The sequence below is a fragment of the Pseudomonas sp. GM24 genome, assembly GCF_000282235.1.
Taxonomy (GTDB): Bacteria; Pseudomonadota; Gammaproteobacteria; order Pseudomonadales; family Pseudomonadaceae; genus Aquipseudomonas.
Genome location: NZ_AKJR01000058.1, coordinates 1 through 17,596 on the forward strand (window position 1 = coordinate 1; position 17,596 = coordinate 17,596).

The 17,596-nt window shown below is 59.2% G+C and carries 19 protein-coding genes; 13 read left to right on the forward strand and 6 right to left on the reverse strand.

The window, feature by feature from the left end:
• Positions 1 to 184: 184 nt before the first annotated feature.
• On the reverse strand, positions 185 to 1,405 hold the full coding sequence (locus tag PMI23_RS09245; protein ID WP_007911642.1) for a CaiB/BaiF CoA transferase family protein: 1,221 nt from the start codon (positions 1,403 to 1,405) through the stop codon (positions 185 to 187).
• Between the two features lie 13 nt (positions 1,406 to 1,418).
• Positions 1,419 to 2,600 (reverse strand): acyl-CoA dehydrogenase, encoded by a 1,182-nt coding sequence (locus PMI23_RS09250; RefSeq protein ID WP_007911645.1) that lies wholly within the window; start codon positions 2,598 to 2,600, stop codon positions 1,419 to 1,421.
• Positions 2,601 to 2,758: 158 nt separating this feature from the next.
• Between PMI23_RS09250 and PMI23_RS09255 the strand changes: the two genes are divergently transcribed.
• The 10 genes from PMI23_RS09255 (at position 2,759) to PMI23_RS09300 (ending at position 12,664) form a co-directional block, all read left to right on the forward strand.
• On the forward strand, positions 2,759 to 3,658 hold the full coding sequence (locus PMI23_RS09255; protein ID WP_007949773.1) for a LysR family transcriptional regulator: 900 nt from the start codon (positions 2,759 to 2,761) through the stop codon (positions 3,656 to 3,658).
• A gap of 434 nt (positions 3,659 to 4,092) precedes the next feature.
• Complete coding sequence (locus PMI23_RS09260) at positions 4,093 to 5,214, forward strand: Re/Si-specific NAD(P)(+) transhydrogenase subunit alpha (RefSeq protein WP_007911649.1); 1,122 nt, start codon at positions 4,093 to 4,095, stop codon at positions 5,212 to 5,214.
• A 15-nt stretch (positions 5,215 to 5,229) separates the two neighbouring features.
• Entirely contained in the window at positions 5,230 to 5,550 is a 321-nt protein-coding gene (locus tag PMI23_RS09265) for an NAD(P) transhydrogenase subunit alpha (RefSeq protein WP_003187417.1), read from the forward strand.
• Positions 5,550 to 6,983 carry an NAD(P)(+) transhydrogenase (Re/Si-specific) subunit beta gene (locus tag PMI23_RS09270; protein ID WP_007911651.1) on the forward strand — a complete coding sequence of 478 codons (1,434 nt, stop codon included), beginning with the start codon at positions 5,550 to 5,552 and terminating at the stop codon, positions 6,981 to 6,983. Before PMI23_RS09265 ends, PMI23_RS09270 begins: the two co-directional genes overlap by 1 nt.
• 213 nt (positions 6,984 to 7,196) lie before the next feature.
• Positions 7,197 to 8,690 (forward strand): acetyl-CoA hydrolase/transferase family protein, encoded by a 1,494-nt coding sequence (locus tag PMI23_RS09275; protein WP_007911653.1) that lies wholly within the window; start codon positions 7,197 to 7,199, stop codon positions 8,688 to 8,690.
• 321 nt (positions 8,691 to 9,011) lie between these two features.
• Positions 9,012 to 9,227, forward strand: a complete 216-nt coding sequence (locus tag PMI23_RS09280) for a DUF1127 domain-containing protein (protein WP_007911656.1) — start codon at positions 9,012 to 9,014, stop codon at positions 9,225 to 9,227.
• A gap of 371 nt (positions 9,228 to 9,598) precedes the next feature.
• Positions 9,599 to 9,916, forward strand: coding sequence for a DUF2388 domain-containing protein (locus tag PMI23_RS09285; protein ID WP_007911658.1), 318 nt, complete (start codon positions 9,599 to 9,601; stop codon positions 9,914 to 9,916).
• 107 nt (positions 9,917 to 10,023) lie between these two features.
• Positions 10,024 to 10,341 (forward strand): DUF2388 domain-containing protein, encoded by a 318-nt coding sequence (locus tag PMI23_RS09290; protein WP_007911660.1) that lies wholly within the window; start codon positions 10,024 to 10,026, stop codon positions 10,339 to 10,341.
• Positions 10,342 to 10,385: 44 nt separating this feature from the next.
• Positions 10,386 to 10,706: a DUF2388 domain-containing protein gene (locus PMI23_RS09295; protein ID WP_007911662.1), complete on the forward strand. Its 321-nt coding sequence runs from the start codon at positions 10,386 to 10,388 to the stop codon at positions 10,704 to 10,706.
• A complete protein-coding gene (locus tag PMI23_RS09300) occupies positions 10,703 to 12,664 on the forward strand; it encodes a DUF7844 domain-containing protein (RefSeq protein WP_007911664.1) in 1,962 nt (653 codons plus the stop codon). The genes PMI23_RS09295 and PMI23_RS09300 overlap by 4 nt, the downstream gene beginning before the upstream one ends.
• A 45-nt stretch (positions 12,665 to 12,709) precedes the next feature.
• On the opposite strand, the gene PMI23_RS09305 is transcribed toward PMI23_RS09300, so the two are convergent.
• From PMI23_RS09305 to trpB, 3 genes are all read right to left on the reverse strand, one after another.
• Complete coding sequence (locus tag PMI23_RS09305) at positions 12,710 to 13,165, reverse strand: anti-virulence regulator CigR family protein (RefSeq protein WP_007911666.1); 456 nt, start codon at positions 13,163 to 13,165, stop codon at positions 12,710 to 12,712.
• Between the two features lie 122 nt (positions 13,166 to 13,287).
• Complete coding sequence (trpA, locus tag PMI23_RS09310; protein WP_007911667.1) at positions 13,288 to 14,100, reverse strand: tryptophan synthase subunit alpha; 813 nt, start codon at positions 14,098 to 14,100, stop codon at positions 13,288 to 13,290.
• Positions 14,100 to 15,332: a tryptophan synthase subunit beta gene (gene trpB / locus PMI23_RS09315; protein WP_007911669.1), complete on the reverse strand. Its 1,233-nt coding sequence runs from the start codon at positions 15,330 to 15,332 to the stop codon at positions 14,100 to 14,102. The genes trpA and trpB overlap by 1 nt, the downstream gene beginning before the upstream one ends.
• Before the next feature lie 114 nt (positions 15,333 to 15,446).
• Here trpB and PMI23_RS09320 point away from each other — a divergent pair, with 114 nt between their 5' ends.
• On the forward strand, positions 15,447 to 16,364 hold the full coding sequence (locus tag PMI23_RS09320) for a LysR family transcriptional regulator (protein ID WP_007911684.1): 918 nt from the start codon (positions 15,447 to 15,449) through the stop codon (positions 16,362 to 16,364).
• On the opposite strand, the gene PMI23_RS09325 is transcribed toward PMI23_RS09320, so the two are convergent.
• Positions 16,337 to 16,663: a DUF883 family protein gene (locus tag PMI23_RS09325; protein ID WP_007911686.1), complete on the reverse strand. Its 327-nt coding sequence runs from the start codon at positions 16,661 to 16,663 to the stop codon at positions 16,337 to 16,339. The two genes, PMI23_RS09320 and PMI23_RS09325, sit on opposite strands and share 28 nt — an antisense overlap.
• A gap of 157 nt (positions 16,664 to 16,820) precedes the next feature.
• Here PMI23_RS09325 and PMI23_RS09330 point away from each other — a divergent pair, with 157 nt between their 5' ends.
• Positions 16,821 to 17,036, forward strand: a complete 216-nt coding sequence (locus tag PMI23_RS09330) for a dodecin (protein WP_007911688.1) — start codon at positions 16,821 to 16,823, stop codon at positions 17,034 to 17,036.
• A 127-nt stretch (positions 17,037 to 17,163) separates the two neighbouring features.
• The gene (locus PMI23_RS09335; protein ID WP_007911690.1) at positions 17,164 to 17,388 is read left to right on the forward strand and encodes a DUF1161 domain-containing protein; all 225 of its coding nucleotides are present in this window, start codon (positions 17,164 to 17,166) and stop codon (positions 17,386 to 17,388) included.
• Positions 17,389 to 17,596 lie beyond the last annotated feature (208 nt).

Consider the following 17,596-nt stretch of genomic DNA (forward strand, 5'->3'; position numbering starts at 1 on the left):
CATTGAATCTCAAGGAGTTTTCCGTTTCGACTGCGCCGGAAGTGGGGCGAATTATAGACATCTGAAATCTGCCGTCAACCGTTAATTTCGCTTTTCTTTCAAACACTTGCAGATTGGTTAAAAAGCGACCAAAGACAGCCATATATAGGTAGAAAACACGATCCCTTCTATATAGAAGGGATCGTCAGAGCACCCCAGCCGACTTCAACTCCGCCACCGCACCTGCGCCCAAACCCAACACACCCTGCAAAACCTCCAGCGTATGCTCGCCTAACAAAGGAGGCGCACGGCGATACTCCACCGGCGTCTGCGACATGCGGATAGGGCTAGCCACCTGCGGCACCATTCCAGCCAACGCGTGCGGCAGCTCTATCGCCAGGCCACGCGCCTTAACCTGTGGATCTTCAAACACCTGCGACAGATCATTGATCGGCCCACACGGCACGCCCGCCTGCTCCAGTTGAGCCACCCATTCGGCGGTAGTCTTGAATACCGTCGCCTGGCGAATCAGCGGAATCAACACCGCCCGATTAGCCACACGCAGCTTATTAGTAGCAAAACGCGGATCGTCAGCCCACTGCGGTTGCCCTGCCACCTCAGCAAACTTGCGGAACTGCCCGTCATTGCCCACGGTAAGAATGAAATCACCGTCGGCCGTAGGAAAGTCCTGATAAGGCACAATGTTCGGATGCGCATTGCCCAGACGCTTGGGCGCATTACCCGTGGTCAAATAATTCATCGCCTGGTTGGCCAGACAAGCCACCTGAACATCCAGCAACGCCATATCAATGTGCTGACCACCACCGTCGTGATCGCGATGAGCCAACGCCGCCAGAATCGCGACCGTCGAATAAAGCCCCGTCAGGATATCCGTCAGCGCCACACCGACCTTCACCGGCCCGGCACCTTCATCACCCTCGGGACGACCGGTCAGGCTCATCAGCCCGCCCAGCCCCTGAATCATGAAGTCATAGCCGGCACGCTTGGCATACGGCCCGGTTTGGCCGAATCCGGTAATCGAGCAATAGATCAGATTCGGATTGATCGCCTTCAACGATTCATAGTCGAGCCCATAAGCCGCTAGCCCACCGACCTTGAAGTTCTCGATAAGGATGTCCGACTTGGCCGCCAGATCGCGCACCAGCTTCTGCCCCTCGGGACGCGTGAAGTCGATGGTCACCGATTGCTTGTTGCGGTTGGCTGACAGGTAATAAGCCGCCTCTGACGTGTTCTCGCCATAAGCGTCCTTAAGGAAGGGCGGTCCCCAGGCGCGAGTGTCGTCACCATTACCAGGGCGCTCGACCTTGATCACCTCGGCGCCAAGGTCGGCGAGTATCTGCCCGGCCCACGGCCCGGCCAACACGCGCGATAAATCCAGTACCCGCAGATGCGACAGCGCGCCCATGGTCGCTCTCCTATTAATAGAACGCCTGCAAGCCGGTTTGTGCACGCCCCAGGATCAGAGCGTGAACGTCGTGAGTGCCTTCATAGGTATTCACCACTTCCAGGTTGACCAGATGACGGGCCACGCCGAACTCGTCGGAGATGCCATTACCACCGAGCATGTCACGAGCCATGCGGGCGATGTCCAGCGACTTGCCGCAGGAGTTGCGCTTCATGATCGAAGTGATCTCGACCGCAGCGGTCCCTTCGTCCTTCATGCGCCCCAGACGCAGGCAGCCTTGCAGGGCCAGGGTGATCTCGGTCTGCATGTCAGCCAGCTTCTTCTGGATCAGCTGAGTAGCGGCCAATGGGCGACCGAACTGCTGACGATCCAGCGTGTACTGGCGAGCGGTGTGCCAGCAGAACTCGGCAGCGCCCAGCGCGCCCCAGGAGATGCCATAACGCGCAGAATTGAGACAGGTGAACGGGCCTTTCAGGCCGCGCACGTCGGGGAAAATGTTTTCTTCCGGCACGAACACGTTGTCCATGACGATCTCACCGGTGATTGACGCACGCAGACCGACCTTGCCGTGAATCGCCGGAGCGCTCAGACCTTTCCAGCCCTTCTCCAGTACGAAACCACGGATGTCGCCAGCATCGTCTTTAGCCCAGACCACAAACACATCAGCGATCGGGCTGTTGGTGATCCACATCTTCGCGCCGGTCAGGCTATAGCCGCCTTCGACTTTGCGGGCACGGGTGATCATCGCGCCCGGGTCGGAACCATGGTTTGGCTCGGTCAGGCCGAAACAGCCGATCCATTCACCGGAAGCCAGTTTCGGCAGGTATTTCTGTTTCTGCGCTTCGGTACCGAATTCGTTGATCGGCACCATTACCAGCGACGACTGCACACTCATCATCGAGCGGTAGCCAGAATCGACACGCTCCACTTCGCGAGCAATCAGCCCATAGCTGACATAGTTGAGGCCGCTGCCTCCGTACTGCTCGGGGATGGTCGCACCCAGCAGGCCGACTTCGCCCATTTCGCGGAAGATCGCCGGGTCAGTTTTCTCATGACGGAAAGCTTCGAGGACACGCGGTGCGAGGCTCTGCTGAGCGAACTGCTCGGCGGTGTCGCGGATCATGCGCTCTTCTTCGGTGAGCTGTTGATCCAGCAGCAGGGGATCGATCCAGTTGAAGCTAGCTTTAGCGCCCATGATTGTGTCCTCGCAAATCGGCTGAATTAACGTGGCATTGATCCTAGGCGCGGTTCGCTGTCGCGGCAAACGAGGATTTCGCATTCTGTTGTGCTAATTTCTCACTCCGAAACGTCGTGAAATGCCTTTTATGCGGCGCATTAGTGAGGTTGACGTACATGCGCAGGAAGATCCCCAGCACCACCGCCCTGATCAGCTTCGAGGCCGCCGCACGCCACGAGAGTTTTACCCGCGCTGCCGAAGAACTTTCCCTCACTCAAGGGGCCATTTGCCGACAGATCGCCAGCCTTGAGGAGTTCCTTGGCGTGGAACTGTTCCGACGCTCGCGACGCGGGGTGAAGTTGACCGAGGCGGGGCTTTCATACAGCCGCCGAGTTGCGACGCAACTCGACGCGGTTGAGCGCGACACCCTCTCAGTGATGGGTCAGCAAGGCACCAATGTGATCGAACTCGCGGTGGTGCCGACCTTCGGCACACAGTGGCTACTGCCACGTCTCAAGGATTTCCAACTCAAGCACCCGGAGGTCACGGTCAACCTGACCAACCGCACCCGGCCCTTTCTGTTTGCCGATACCGAATTCGATGCGGCGATCTACTTTGGCGATGCCGACTGGTCGGGTACCGAATCCCACAGGCTGATGGGCGAAAATCCGATGCCGGTGTGCAGCCCCGCCCTACTCGGTAACAAGACGCACCTGACAGCCGAGGCAATCGCCGAGCTACCGTTGTTGCAGCAGACCACCCGCCCCTATGCCTGGCGTCAGTGGTTCAACTCACAACACCTGAATATCCCCCGGGACATGACAGGCCCGCGCTACGAGCTATTCTCCATGCTTGCCCAGGCCGCCATGCACGACATGGGCATTGCGCTGATTCCACCGTTCCTGATTCAGCGTGAGTTAGCCGAGAAGCGCCTGGTGATTGCCAACCCCCAGGCACTCTCAAGCATCAAGGCCTATTACCTGATGATTCCCGAACGAAAAGTCGAATCAGCGTCATTAAAGGCATTTCGTGACTGGCTGGTAACCCAAGCGCAGAGCTACAGCCTAGAAGGGTAAAGGCTCACAGCGATAGCTAACCCCGTAGTCAGGAAATTCAAAGCCCTACAGATATAAGTATTTGTCGCAATTGCACAGACTGTATCCGAAAGTCGTACAGACGTCCCACAAGCGCCTGAAGACGTGGCTTTGAGCCTTCATTGACGACGCATTGCTGCCTATTCACGTCACCGATGAGAAATTTTTCCATAATCGGCCAGAATCCTTGCAAGGCACGGCCTGCAAGGGATTCAGCTAGCCATCTGCGACATTCGGTCACGGCATGACTTGTAGTTAATTTTCCGTCACCCGTCATAATCCCTTGAAGGGCATAAACTTCGCCTGCAAAATGCCGCGCCCCGCCCTGATTTGGCGGGATCGTGCTGATCGGCCGCCCCAGTCGCACCATCCGTAGTGCATGGGTTTACTCAATAAGATCACGCAGGAGATTTGACGTGCACATTGGTGTTCCTCTCGAAACCCAGACCGGTGAAACACGGGTTGCTGCAACCCCGGAAACCATTAAAAAGCTGATCAGCCAAGGTCATAAGGTCACTGTGCAAACCGGCGCCGGCGTAAAAGCCAGTGTGGTCGACAGTGCCTATGAAGCGGCAGGCGCAACCATTGGCAGCGCCAATGATGCGTTTGGCGCCGAGCTGATTCTCAAGGTGGTCGCCCCGAGCGATGCCGAACTGACGCTGATCAAGCGCGGTACGGTGCTGGTCGGCATGCTCAACCCGTTCAACAACGAAACCATTGCGAAGATGGCCGAGTGCGGCATTACCGCGTTCGCCCTCGAAGCGGCGCCGCGCACATCGCGCGCGCAGAGTCTCGATGTGTTGTCGTCGCAGGCGAACATTGCCGGCTATAAGGCTGTGTTGCTGGCCGCTCACCACTACCCACGCTTCATGCCGATGTTGATGACCGCTGCGGGCACCGTGAAAGCGGCGCGCGTGCTGATTCTTGGCGCGGGCGTGGCCGGGTTGCAGGCGATTGCCACGGCGAAACGCCTGGGTGCGGTGATCGAAGCGTCTGACGTGCGTCCGGCGGTAAAAGAGCAGATCGAATCCCTCGGTGCGAAGTTCGTCGACGTGCCTTACGAGACCGATGAAGAGCGCGAATGCGCCGTCGGTGTCGGTGGTTACGCGCGGCCAATGCCAGCGAGCTGGATGCAGCGTCAGGCGCAGGCTGTGCACGAGCGCGCCAAGCAGGCTGACATCGTCATCACCACCGCGCTGATTCCGGGCCGCAAGGCACCGACCCTGCTGAGCGCGGAGACTGTGGCGCAGATGAAACCGGGCTCGGTGGTCATCGACCTCGCCGCTGCTCAGGGTGGCAACTGCCCGCTGACCGTGGCTGATCAGGTCGTGGTCGAAAATGGCGTGACCATTTGCGGCCCGACCAACCTGGCCGGTGAAGTCGCTGCAGACGCTTCGGCACTGTACGCACGCAACCTGCTGGACTTCCTCAAGCTGGTTTTCACGAAAGAAGGCCAGTTCGACGTCAACCTCGAAGACGACATCGTCGCCGCGTGCCTGATGTGCCGCGACGGCCAAGTCATCCGCAAAAACGCCTAAGCAGGGATTCAGACGATGGAAGAGCTTATCTCCCCCGGTATCTACAACCTGATCATCTTCGTGCTGGCGATTTATGTCGGTTACCACGTGGTCTGGAACGTCACACCTGCGCTGCACACGCCGTTGATGGCGGTAACCAACGCCATTTCGGCGATCGTGATCGTCGGCGCCATGCTCGCTGCTGCACTGACTGTCACGCCGCTGGGCAAAACCATGGGCACCCTCGCCGTGGCACTGGCGGCGGTCAACGTGTTCGGTGGCTTCCTGGTCACCCGCCGCATGCTTGAGATGTTCAAGAAGAAAGCCCCGAAAGTAAAAGAAGAGGCGCCGAAGTAATGAGCATGAATCTCGTCACGACGCTCTACCTGATCGCGTCGATCTGCTTTATCCAGGCCCTCAAAGGCCTGTCGCACCCGACCACCTCACGGCGCGGCAACCTGTTCGGCATGCTCGGCATGGCCTTGGCGATCCTGACCACCGTCGGCCTCATCTATAAGTTGGGTGCTGAGCTGGCCACGGCCGGTATCGGTTACGTGATCGTTGGCCTGCTGGTCGGCGGTACGGCCGGTTCGATCATGGCCAAACGCGTTGAAATGACCAAGATGCCGGAACTGGTCGCCTTCATGCACAGCATGATCGGTCTGGCAGCAGTGTTCATCGCAATTGCCGCTGTTGTTGAGCCGCAGTCGCTGGGCATTGTCAAACAGCTGGGCGACTCGATTCCTGCGGGTAACCGTCTGGAGCTGTTCCTTGGTGCGGCGATCGGTGCAATCACCTTCTCCGGTTCGGTGATTGCGTTCGGCAAGCTGTCGGGCAAGTACAAGTTCCGTCTGTTCCAGGGCGCACCGGTACAGTTCGCCGGGCAGCACAAGCTCAACGCAGTGCTGGGTCTGGCAACGCTGGCGCTCGGTCTGACCTTCATGTTCACCGGCAACCTCACCGCGTTCGCGCTGATGCTGGCGCTGGCGTTCGTGATGGGTGTGCTGATCATCATCCCGATCGGCGGCGCCGACATGCCGGTCGTGGTGTCGATGCTCAACAGCTACTCGGGCTGGGCGGCGGCGGGTATCGGTTTCTCGCTGAACAACTCGATGCTGATCATTGCCGGTTCACTGGTGGGTTCGAGCGGTGCGATCCTCTCGTACATCATGTGCAAGGCGATGAACCGTTCCTTCTTTAATGTGCTGCTTGGCGGTTTCGGCAATACGGCTGATGCTGGCCCGGCCGGTGCGAAAGAAGCACGTCCGGTGAAATCCGGTTCGGCTGACGACGCGACCTTCCTGCTGACCAACGCCGACACCGTGATCATCGTGCCGGGCTACGGTCTGGCGGTAGCACGTGCGCAACATGCACTGAAAGAACTGACCGAGAAGCTGACCCACCGTGGCGTGACCGTGAAGTATGCGATCCACCCGGTTGCCGGCCGTATGCCAGGGCACATGAACGTTCTGCTCGCCGAGGCCGAAGTGCCTTACGATCAGGTGTTCGAGATGGAAGACATCAACTCCGAGTTCGGCCAGGCCGACGTGGTGCTGGTGCTCGGCGCGAACGACGTGGTCAACCCGGCGGCGAAGAACGATCCGAAATCGCCGATTGCCGGCATGCCGATTCTCGAAGCGTTCAAGGCCAAGACCATCATCGTCAACAAGCGCTCGATGGCCAGCGGCTATGCCGGTCTGGACAACGAACTGTTCTATCTGGACAAAACCATGATGGTTTTCGGCGACGCGAAGAAGGTCATCGAAGACATGGTCAAAGCGGTCGAGTAATCCATCGCTGCTGCACCGAACGCCCCGACTCGTCGGGGCGTTTTTGTTTGCGCAAACGTCGGACAATTTGCCGCGTTGTTGCAGATCCGGTAACGGTGTTTTACTTCAAACCCGCTAAATAGACGCCTCGTTTGCGACCTTGGTAGCGGGACAGGCGCCCGTCAAATTCACTAGACTGCGCATCCTGCTACTCGTTGCCCGAGATAATAATCCATGTACCGTGACCGTATTCGCCTGCCTTCGTTGTTGGATAAAGTGATGAGCGCCGCAGACGCAGCTGCTCTGATTGAAGACGGCATGACCGTCGGCATGAGCGGTTTCACCCGCGCCGGCGAAGCCAAGGCTGTTCCTCACGCACTGGCCGAGCGCGCCAAGATCACGCCGCTGAAGATCAGCCTGATGACCGGCGCCAGCCTCGGCAACGACCTCGACAAGCAACTGACCGAAGCCGGCGTACTCTCGCGGCGCATGCCGTTCCAGGTCGACAGCACCCTGCGCAAGGCAATCAACGCCGGCGAGGTCATGTTCATCGACCAGCATCTGTCGGAAACCGTCGAGCAACTGCGCAACCAGCAACTGAAGCTGCCGGACATCGCGGTCATCGAAGCCGTCGCCATCACCGAACAGGGTCACATCGTGCCGACCACCTCGGTGGGCAACTCGGCGAGCTTCGCAATTTTCGCCAAACAGGTGATTGTCGAGATCAACCTGGCGCACAACGCCAACCTCGAAGGCCTGCACGACATCTATATCCCGACTTACCGCCCGACGCGCACGCCGATCCCGCTGGTAAAAGTCGACGACCGCATCGGCAGCACCGCGATTCCGATCCCGCCGGAGAAGATTGTCGCCATCGTTATCACTCAGCAGGCCGATTCGCCGTCCACCGTGTCGTCGCCAGACGTCGACACCAACGCCATCGCCGATCACCTGATTACCTTCTTCAAGCAGGAAGTCGACGCCGGGCGCATGACCAACAAGCTCGGCCCGTTGCAGGCCGGGATCGGCAACATTGCCAACGCGGTGATGTGCGGCCTGATCGATTCGCCGTTCGAAGACCTGACCATGTACTCCGAAGTGCTGCAGGATTCGACCTTCGACCTGATTGATGCCGGCAAGCTGAGCTTTGCTTCGGGCAGCTCGATCACCCTGTCGGAGCGGCGCAACAGCGACGTGTTCGGCAATCTGGAGAAGTACAAGGACAAACTGGTACTGCGGCCGCAGGAGATCTCCAACCACCCGGAGGTGGTGCGCCGCTTGGGCATCATCGGCATCAACACGGCGCTGGAGTTCGACATCTATGGCAACGTCAACTCCACCCACGTCTGCGGCACGCGGATGATGAACGGCATCGGCGGTTCCGGCGACTTCGCGCGCAACGCGCACCTGGCGGTGTTCGTGACCAAGTCGATCGCCAAGGGTGGCGCGATTTCCAGCGTGGTGCCGATAGTCAGCCACGTTGACCACACCGAGCACGACGTTGACATTCTGGTGACCGAAGTGGGTCTTGCCGATTTGCGGGGCCTGGCGCCACGGGAGCGGGCGCGGGTGATCATCGATAACTGTGTACACCCGGATTTCCGTCAGGCGCTGAATGATTACTTCACGGCGGCTTGCGCAATCGGTGGCCACACCCCGCACATCCTGCGGGAAGCGTTGAGCTGGCACATCAACCTGGAAGAAACCGGGCGCATGCTCGCGGTCTGATTCACACAGATAAACCGCCGACGCAAACACAGTTTGCATCGGCGGACTTTCTCAAGTCTCCCACCTGACAAAAACTGTACTGCTGTACCGGTCATTTCCTACAGGCTATGCCTACCTTTCCGAGTGAATCGAGCAAAAACGCACCACTTAAGTGCGGACAGGTACAGTTTGCTCAATTTTGACCCATACACCCCTTATAAACAGTTAACTGGTCACTCACAATACAGTTGAACTGTATCTAGAGAGACTTGGCAAACGAGAGGATCATGGGCACCAGTCAAACCACTACCTGATCCCGCCACAAGCGGAAGGATGTCAACCATGGAACGTACACTCAGTTCCGAACTGTTCTTCGAAGACAAAGCTGTAAACACCCAGGCTTCCCTGCCTCTGCGCGTTATCGCCAACCTGATGTTGTGGCAGCGCCGCATCTCCAGCCGCCATCAACTGGCTCGTCTGGATTCGCGTCTGCTGGCTGACGCCGGTATCAGCGAAGCACAACGCTACGAAGAGCTGAGCAAGCCGTTCTGGCGCTAAGTAGCGTCGCTGGCTCTGGTCGTTAGACCCACCGCCAGCAACCCGAATTGAAAAAACGAAACCCGTCGTGGGAAACCACGACGGGTTTTGTCGTTTTGGGCTCTTAAAAATCCATACCAGTACAGTTCACATAATTCGAAATCAGACCATTACAACTGTAAGAGCTGCCGAAGGCTGCGATCTTTTGATCTTCAAAAAACCCAAGATCGCAGCCTTCGGCAGCTCCTACAGGTTTTTCGTCTGAGTGCTGGTTAGGTAACGGGTTCTGCGCCTAATATCCATACAGAACGTGGCGAATGTTGTGTCACTGGCGTCTGACTCCTCAGATACCGAGCCACCTCTCTCTACGGTTTATCCAAAGGAGTTACACCATGTCCCGTCTTCGTCTGCTCAGCGCTGCCGCCCTGCTGGCCGTGGCTGCCAACGCCAGCGCCACCAGCTTTATCGTCACCACCGACGCCGTTGTCGGTGCACTGAAGTCTTCGTCCGACGCAACTTCCGACGTCACCTCGTCCTTCCGTGACGACAAAATCGTTCTTGCCGCCCGTGACGACGCTGCCAGCTTCGTGGCCAGCGAGGGCGAAATCCGTGGGGTGAAACTGGAAAGCGCGCTGGATCACATCCGTCATCAGGCGCCACAGCTGCAAGCTACCGACGCGCAGTTGGCTCAAGCCATCCTGACGATCTAAGCGACTGGCACCGTTCGGGACACGCCGGTCGTGTCCCGATGTTTCGGCGCTGGCTCTGGCCCGGGCATTGCGCTAGCCTTTGGGCTCGCCAACAGTTACCGAGTCCAATGCGCTTTCTTCCAAATCTGCTGATCCCTTCCTTATTGTTTACCGCCTGCTGGGCGACGTCCGTCGATGCCTTTGATGCTTTCAATGCGTCGACCCAAGGCACTGTCGTCAGTGGTTACGCCACCAGCATGGTGTCTTCCGCGCCTTTCGACCGTAAACTGCTGCTCGCCGCTCACGATGACGCGGCCGCGTTTGTTGCCAGTGACGGTGAATGGCGAGGCGCTCGTCTGGAATCTGCGCTGCATTACTTGCGCAAAACCCGGCCGAAACTTCATGTCAGCGACCTTGAACTGGCAGAGGCAATTCTCGTCCAATAGTTATCCTGTACCCCCCGTTATCCTTGCCCCTTCGGAGTCGTTCCATGCGTAGCCCGCTGATTGCTGCCGCCCTTGGCCTGTTTTTGTTGGCCGACGTGGCCCAGGCGCACACCCTGGTAGCCACCAGTAACATCATCGTTCGTGCCTCCCAGCGCACTATCGATTTCACCTCCGACACCACTACGTCGATTCGCGATTCGAAAATCATCCGCGAAGCCCACGACGACGCTGCCAGTTTCGTCGCCACTAACGGTGATATCCGTGGCGCACATCTGGAAGCGGCGCTCAATACCCTGCGCACTCGCGTGCCGGAAGCGCGCGACGCCAGTGATCAGGTTCTCGCCGAAGCCATCCTCGCGCTGTGAGGTCATTCGGCACCTGGCTGCTGGCCGGGGCGTTGTTGTTGCTTGGCAACAGCGCCCACGCCGGCCTGCAATTGCGGCTCAAGACCGACGGTCTGAGCCCCGCCCAACAACAGGCCAGCCAGGCGCTGATCGATGAGGCGATGCAAAAACTGCCGCCGAGCTTTATCGAGCGGCTGGATCGGCGCATCGATGTCGGCTGGACCGACGACATGCCCGCCAACGCCTATGGCCAAGCCACACTGGTGGCCGAGCTCGATCTGAATCGAAAACTGCTCGCCGGTCTCACGGATGGCAGCGCAGCCAAAGAAAAAACCAATCGCCCCCACGGCACTGTGCGCCAGGAACTGCTCGCCACGGTGCTGCATGAAATCACCCACATTTATGACCGCGCCCGCTTATGGCCGAATGCCGAGCGCACGCTGATTCAGCGCTGCACGCGCCGCTTTAACAGCGCCGGGCTGATCGGCATTCCCGACGAGTGTCGCGGCCAGAACGGCCGTCGCTTCACCCTCAGCGATGATCCGCGCCTGCTCGACCTCGCCGGTTGGCAGCAATACGTCGGCCGCCGCGGTGAGCGCGAACAACACAACCGGCAGATCGCGCGCAGCCCGGACCTGTACGAAATCTCCAGCCCCAAGGAGTTCGTCGCGGTCAACATGGAGTATTTCCTCCTCGACCCGAGCTACGCCTGCCGCCGCCCGGCGCTGTACCGCTATTACCAGCAACACTTCGGCTGGGCACCGCCGGCCAAGGACACTTGCAGCAAGACCTTCTCCTTCCTCAATGCCGGCAACGACTTCGCCAAGCAACCCTTGGGGCAGGTCGATCCCGAGCGGGTCTATGCCGTCGACTATCTGCTGGCCGAGGCCAATCAGAACTGGGTCAGCCGCTGGGGCCACAGCATGTTGCGCCTGGTGATCTGCGCACCGGGCCGCCCGCGCGGGCCGGATTGCCGACTCGATCTGGACCAGCACCTGGTGTTGTCCTACCGCGCCTTTGTCGGCGATGTGCAGTTGTCGAGCTGGGATGGACTGGTCGGCAAATACCCGTCGCGCCTGTTCGTGCTGCCGCTTGCGCAGGTCATCGACGAATACACCAAGACCGAACTGCGCAGCCTCGCTTCGGTGCCGCTGAACCTGTCCCGCGACGAGATCGAAGGCGTGGTCGAACACGCCGCCGAAATGCACTGGAGCTACGACGGCAACTACTTCTTCCTCTCCAACAACTGTGCGGTGGAAGGCCTGAAGCTGTTGCGCAGCGGCAGCAACAACACACAGTTCGTGGGTCTGGACAGCATCATGCCCAACGGCTTGCTGGAAGTGATGAAAGGCCGTGGTCTGGCGGACACCAGTGTGCTGGATGATCCAAAAGAAGCGCTGCGTCTGGGTTACCGCTTCGACTCGTTCCGCGATCGCTATCAGGCGATGTTCGATGTGTTGAAGAAGCAATTGCCGATCAAGCAGAACACTGTTGAGGAATGGCTTTCGCTGACAGCCGAGGAACGCCGCGAGTGGTTCGAGCGCGCGGATTTGCGTACCAGCGCCGCCCTGCTGCTGTTGGAGCAGGCCAGTTATCGACGACAGTTGCTGCTGGCTCAGGACGAGGTCAAGCAGCGTTACCTCGGTGCGCGTGAGCTGGAAAACGGCGGCATGGACAAGGCCAATGCGACCTTGCAGGAAATCCTCGCCAATAGCGGGTTCCTCAGCCGTCCGGCAGAACTGCTCGACGCCAAGGGCTACGGATTGCCGCAGCCGACCGAGTTCACTCGACTGGAAGCGGAGAGCAGCCAGCGGCAGAAGAAGCTGCTGGCACTGTCCGGCGATCTCGACGCCGAAGTGCGCAAGTTGCTGGAGCCCAAGCGGGCCGCAGAGATTGCCGCCAGCGAGGAGAATGTGAAGCAGATTGGCGCGCATTTGCGCAAATTGCACAAGGCCTCCGGCGGACTGGAGCTGCCCTGAAAAAAAACCGCAGCCATTGGCTGCGGTTTTTTTATTGCCTGCGGATCAATACAAAACGCCATCGAGAATTTCGTAGACGATCCCGGTGCCCACCGCGATCAGCACGATATCGCCCCCCGCCCGACGCCATTCGTAACCCGGATACACCGGCAAACGACCCAACGCGCGACCGTCCAGACGCTCACCGTAATACCCGTGTGGCAACGGCCGGCCACGTTCCAGATGAATCCCCGGAGGCGGCGGTGCACCGCGTACAAAGTAGCCATGATTGTCACGAATGGTCTGACGCACCGGGCCAAAATCGCGCGGCGGCGGACCGCCACGGTGATCGTTTTGCGGGCCACGATGATCATCGCGATGGTCATTACCATGATTGTCGTACTGGCCCTGCTGCGGGCCGCCGTGGTCGTGATCGTCGCGCGGATCGGCGCTGGCCAGCAGCGGTGTCGCACTGATCATCAGTACGCCCAATCCGGCCATCAGACGTTTCGGCATTTTCATCGGGTCTTTCCTCACGGCACAAACAGCAAAAAGGGATTCAGAACGTGGTTCTGAATCCCTCGGTCTTGCTGGATTAGTCTGTGTCGCGAGACGCTAATTCCTCTGTATCAGGAACTTTACCTTCAGCTGACGCGGGCCTTACGCACGCCTTCGGAGAGTGCCGAGCACAAGCTCAGTACACCGTCGACGGCTTGCGCCGGCGTAGTCGCATTGGCGATGTGATCGATCAACGCCGAGCCCACCACAACACCATCAGCCAGACGCGCAATGGCCGCTGCTTGCTCCGGGGTACGGATGCCGAAACCGATGCTGATCGGCAGATCGGTATGACGACGCAGACGAGTGACCGCCTCTTCAACATGCTCCAGGGTCGCAGCACCGGCACCGGTCACACCGGCTACCGACACGTAGTACACAAACCCGGAGCTGCCGTTGAGCACCTTTGGCAGACGCGCATCGTCGGTGGTTGGCGTGGTCAGACGGATAAAGTCCAGACCGGCAGCCTGCGCCGGGTCGCACAGCTCGGCATTGTGCTCAGGCGGCATGTCTACGACGATCAGGCCATCGACGCCGGCCTCTTTCGCATCGGCGATGAAACGCTCAACGCCGTACATGTGGATCGGGTTGAAGTAGCCCATCAGCACCAGCGGCGTGTCGCTGTTGCCTTCGCGGAATTCACGAACCATTTGCAGGGTTTTCAGCAGGTTCTGCTTGGCACCCAAGGCACGGATGTTCGCCAGTTGAATTGCCGGGCCGTCGGCCATCGGGTCGGTGAACGGCATGCCCAGCTCGATCACGTCGGCGCCAGCACCCGGCAAGCCTTTAAGGATCGCCAGCGAAGTGTCGTAGTCCGGATCACCGGCGGTGACGAAGGTCACCAGCGCGGCGCGGTTCTGTTCTTTGAGGTCGGCAAAACGCGTTTGCAGGCGGCTCATCAGTGTTTCTCCTGCTTGGACTGTTCCATATGGTGCATGACGGTCTGCATGTCTTTGTCGCCCCGGCCGGACAGGTTGACCACCATCAGGTGATCCTTAGGCAGCTTCGGCGCACGTTTGAACACTTCAGCCAAGGCGTGAGCGCTTTCCAGGGCAGGGATGATCCCTTCCAGGCGGCAGCATTTGTGGAACGCGTCGAGGGCTTCGTCGTCGGTCACCGAGGTGTATTGAACGCGACCGATGTCATGCAACCACGCGTGCTCAGGGCCGATGCCCGGATAGTCGAGGCCAGCGGAAATCGAGTGGGCGTCGATGATCTGGCCATCGTCGTCCTGCAGCAGGAAAGTCCGGTTACCGTGCAATACACCCGGAACGCCGCCATTCAGGCTGGCCGCGTGCTTGCCGGTTTCGATGCCATAACCGGCGGCTTCAACACCGATGATTTCAACGCTCTTGTCGTCAAGGAACGGGTGGAACAGGCCCATGGCGTTGGAACCGCCACCGATGCACGCCACCAGGCTGTCCGGCAGACGACCTTCCTGCGCTTGCAACTGATCGCGGGTTTCCTTGCCGATGACGGCCTGGAAGTCGCGAACCATCGCCGGATAAGGGTGCGGGCCAGCCACTGTGCCGATCAGGTAGAAGGTGCTGTCGACGTTGGTTACCCAGTCACGCAGCGCTTCGTTCATCGCGTCTTTCAGGGTGCCGGTGCCGGCCACCACCGGAATCACTTCAGCGCCCAGCAGTTTCATGCGGAAGACGTTGGCCTGCTGACGTTCGATGTCAGTGGTGCCCATGTAGATCACGCAATCGAGACCGAAACGTGCCGCTACAGTGGCAGTGGCCACGCCGTGCATGCCGGCGCCGGTCTCGGCGATGATGCGTTTCTTGCCCATGCGTCGCGCCAGCAGGATCTGGCCGATGCAGTTGTTGATCTTGTGCGCGCCGGTGTGGTTCAGCTCTTCGCGCTTGAGATAAATCTTCGCGCCGCCGCAGAACTCGGTCAGGCGCTCGGCGAAATACAGTGGGCTCGGACGTCCGACGTAGTCACGCTGGAAGTAGGCCAATTCTTCTTTGAACGCCGGATCTTCCTTGGCCGCTTCGTATTCGCGGGCCAGATCGAGGATCAACGGCATCAGGGTTTCCGCCACGTAACGGCCACCGAACGAGCCGAACAGGCCGTTGGCGTCAGGGCCGTTACGCAGATCAGAGGTGTTCGAAGTCTGGGTCATGAGTCGCTCCAGGTGAATTCGGGTGGGAAGACAATGACGACCACTCTACCCCTGACCTTCCAAGCTGAAAACCGATAAGATCGCCACAACCTGTCAGGAAAACTCACAGATACCATGAGCCATGACCTTCCCCCGCTGAACGCCCTGCGCGCGTTCGAAGCGACCGCCCGGCTGAACAGCGTCAGTCAGGCTGCCGAACAGCTGCACGTCACCCACGGAGCGGTCAGTCGCCAGCTCAAGGTGCTTGAAGAACACCTCGGCGTCAGTCTGTTCGTCAAGGATGGCCGCGGCTTGAAACTCACAGATGCCGGTATGCGTTTACGCGATGCCAGTGCAGAGGCCTTTGATCGGTTGCGCAGCGTTTGCGCAGAACTCACGCAAAGTACCGCCGACGCCCCGTTTGTACTGGGTTGCTCCGGGAGCTTACTGGCGCGCTGGTTTATTCCGCGTTTGGGGCGGTTGAATGCCGATCTGCCGGACTTGCGCCTGCACCTGTCGGCGGGAGAAGGCGATCTTGACCCCCGTCGTCCAGGACTGGATGCCTTGCTGTTATTCGCCGAGCCACCTTGGCCGGCAGACATGCAGGTCTACGAACTCGCCGCAGAACGCATCGGCCCGGTGATGAGTCCGCTGTTCAGCGGCTATCAACGTTTGCAAACCGCGCCAGCCTCGGCACTGCTCAATGAACCGCTGCTGCACACAACTTCTCGCCCACAAGCGTGGCCAAGCTGGGCACAGCAAAACCACCTCGACGCAAAAGCGTTGAAGCTGGGGCAAGGTTTCGAGCATTTGTATTACTTGCTGGAAGCAGCAGTGGCAGGCCTTGGCGTGGCCATCGCACCGGAGCCGCTGGTGACGGAAGATTTGAAGGCCGGTCGCCTGGTTGCGCCATGGGGCTTCGGTGAAACCCCGGCGCAACTGGCGTTGTGGCTACCCAAGCGCGCCGCAGACGGGCGCGCCCGGCAACTGGCGCAATGGCTCAAGAACGAGCTGCGCCAGAGCGATCACTCGCCGCGCTTGAACAGCAAGTAAGCGGCCAGCAGACCGATTGCACCGACCGCAACACCAGCGGTCGTCCACGGATGTTCCTGCGCGTAATCGCGGGTGGCGATCCCGGTCTCGCGGGTTTTCACTTTAACTTCTTCATAGGCATCGCTGAGCAGATGGCGCGAGTGTTTCAGCGCGCTTTCAGCATTGCTTTTCAGCGCCTTGAGGGTCTTGCGCGACTCGTCCGAAGCGTCATCCTTCAGGCTTTCCAACGACTTGAGCAGACTCTCGATCTCGGCTTCCATGCTTTGCAACGAGGCTTTACGTAAAGAGGTGTTGGCCATGGTGGCTCTCCTGCATTGGTGATGAGTGGCGTGTGTTGGTTGGGACTTCAGCGGTTTGAGAAAGTGCAGAAAATCTGAACTTCGCCTGCACAAAGCCACCGAAATCAACAGTGCAGATTCACTGCTAGTCTCAATTCCACACGCCAAGGAGATCGTTATGAGTGACCATCACACGTACAAGAAAGTCGAGCTGGTCGGTTCGTCCGCCAGCAGCATCGAAGACGCCATCAACAACGCGCTGGCCGAAGCCAACAAGAGCATCAAGCATCTTGAGTGGTTTGAAGTGGTCGACACCCGTGGCCACATCAAGGACGGCAAGGCTGCGCACTTTCAGGTGACGCTGAAAGTCGGCTTCCGCATTGCCAGCAGCTGAGTTTGGTCTAGTCTTCTGAACTTGCGCGCTGGCCGAGTGCCATAGGAATGGCAAAGCGCTACAGGGTGAGTGCATCGGGTGAACGCCCGATGCCCGCCTTTTTTAATCCGACCAGGGAGTGCGACCGATGAAGAAGTTCATGTTGGCAGTAGGTTTGTTGAGCCTTGCGGGTGGTGCGTTTGCTGCCGGTAAGCCATGTGAAGAGCTGAAAAGCGAGATCGCGGCGAAGCTGGATGCCAAGGGCGTTTCCGGGTATTCGCTGGAGATTGTCGATAAGGGCGCAGCGGCTGGCGGCGACGTCGTCGGTACCTGCGAAGGCGGAACCAAGGAAATCGTCTACAAGCGCGGTTGATTGCGCCTGAAATACAAAAAGCCGACGTGAAGGCGTCGGCTTTTTTGTGTCTGAAAGTTTTGTGGTGTGTTTGAGATTGATCCCCCTCACCCCAGCCCTCTCCCCCAGAGGGGCGAGGGGGAAAGGGAGCAGATCGGGGGTTGTTCAGAACCTGAGTACGACTGGAGTTTTCAGGTCGATGTTGGGCGCAAGAACACCTCGGTCAGTC

Excerpts from the sequence above, each read along its gene's own strand:
- PMI23_RS09245 (WP_007911642.1), bottom strand. The coding sequence starts at position 1,405 with ATGGGCGCGCTGTCGCATCTGCGGGTACTGGATTTATCGCGCGTGTTG.
- PMI23_RS09250 (WP_007911645.1), bottom strand. The coding sequence starts at position 2,600 with ATGGGCGCTAAAGCTAGCTTCAACTGGATCGATCCCCTGCTGCTGGAT.
- PMI23_RS09255 (WP_007949773.1), top strand. The coding sequence starts at position 2,759 with ATGCGCAGGAAGATCCCCAGCACCACCGCCCTGATCAGCTTCGAGGCC.
- PMI23_RS09265 (WP_003187417.1), top strand. The coding sequence starts at position 5,230 with ATGGAAGAGCTTATCTCCCCCGGTATCTACAACCTGATCATCTTCGTG.
- PMI23_RS09270 (WP_007911651.1), top strand. The coding sequence starts at position 5,550 with ATGAGCATGAATCTCGTCACGACGCTCTACCTGATCGCGTCGATCTGC.
- PMI23_RS09275 (WP_007911653.1), top strand. The coding sequence starts at position 7,197 with ATGTACCGTGACCGTATTCGCCTGCCTTCGTTGTTGGATAAAGTGATG.
- PMI23_RS09280 (WP_007911656.1), top strand. The coding sequence starts at position 9,012 with ATGGAACGTACACTCAGTTCCGAACTGTTCTTCGAAGACAAAGCTGTA.
- PMI23_RS09285 (WP_007911658.1), top strand. The coding sequence starts at position 9,599 with ATGTCCCGTCTTCGTCTGCTCAGCGCTGCCGCCCTGCTGGCCGTGGCT.
- PMI23_RS09290 (WP_007911660.1), top strand. The coding sequence starts at position 10,024 with ATGCGCTTTCTTCCAAATCTGCTGATCCCTTCCTTATTGTTTACCGCC.
- PMI23_RS09295 (WP_007911662.1), top strand. The coding sequence starts at position 10,386 with ATGCGTAGCCCGCTGATTGCTGCCGCCCTTGGCCTGTTTTTGTTGGCC.
- PMI23_RS09305 (WP_007911666.1), bottom strand. The coding sequence starts at position 13,165 with ATGAAAATGCCGAAACGTCTGATGGCCGGATTGGGCGTACTGATGATC.
- trpA (WP_007911667.1), bottom strand. The coding sequence starts at position 14,100 with ATGAGCCGCCTGCAAACGCGTTTTGCCGACCTCAAAGAACAGAACCGC.
- trpB (WP_007911669.1), bottom strand. The coding sequence starts at position 15,332 with ATGACCCAGACTTCGAACACCTCTGATCTGCGTAACGGCCCTGACGCC.
- PMI23_RS09320 (WP_007911684.1), top strand. The coding sequence starts at position 15,447 with ATGAGCCATGACCTTCCCCCGCTGAACGCCCTGCGCGCGTTCGAAGCG.
- PMI23_RS09325 (WP_007911686.1), bottom strand. The coding sequence starts at position 16,663 with ATGGCCAACACCTCTTTACGTAAAGCCTCGTTGCAAAGCATGGAAGCC.
- PMI23_RS09330 (WP_007911688.1), top strand. The coding sequence starts at position 16,821 with ATGAGTGACCATCACACGTACAAGAAAGTCGAGCTGGTCGGTTCGTCC.
- PMI23_RS09335 (WP_007911690.1), top strand. The coding sequence starts at position 17,164 with ATGAAGAAGTTCATGTTGGCAGTAGGTTTGTTGAGCCTTGCGGGTGGT.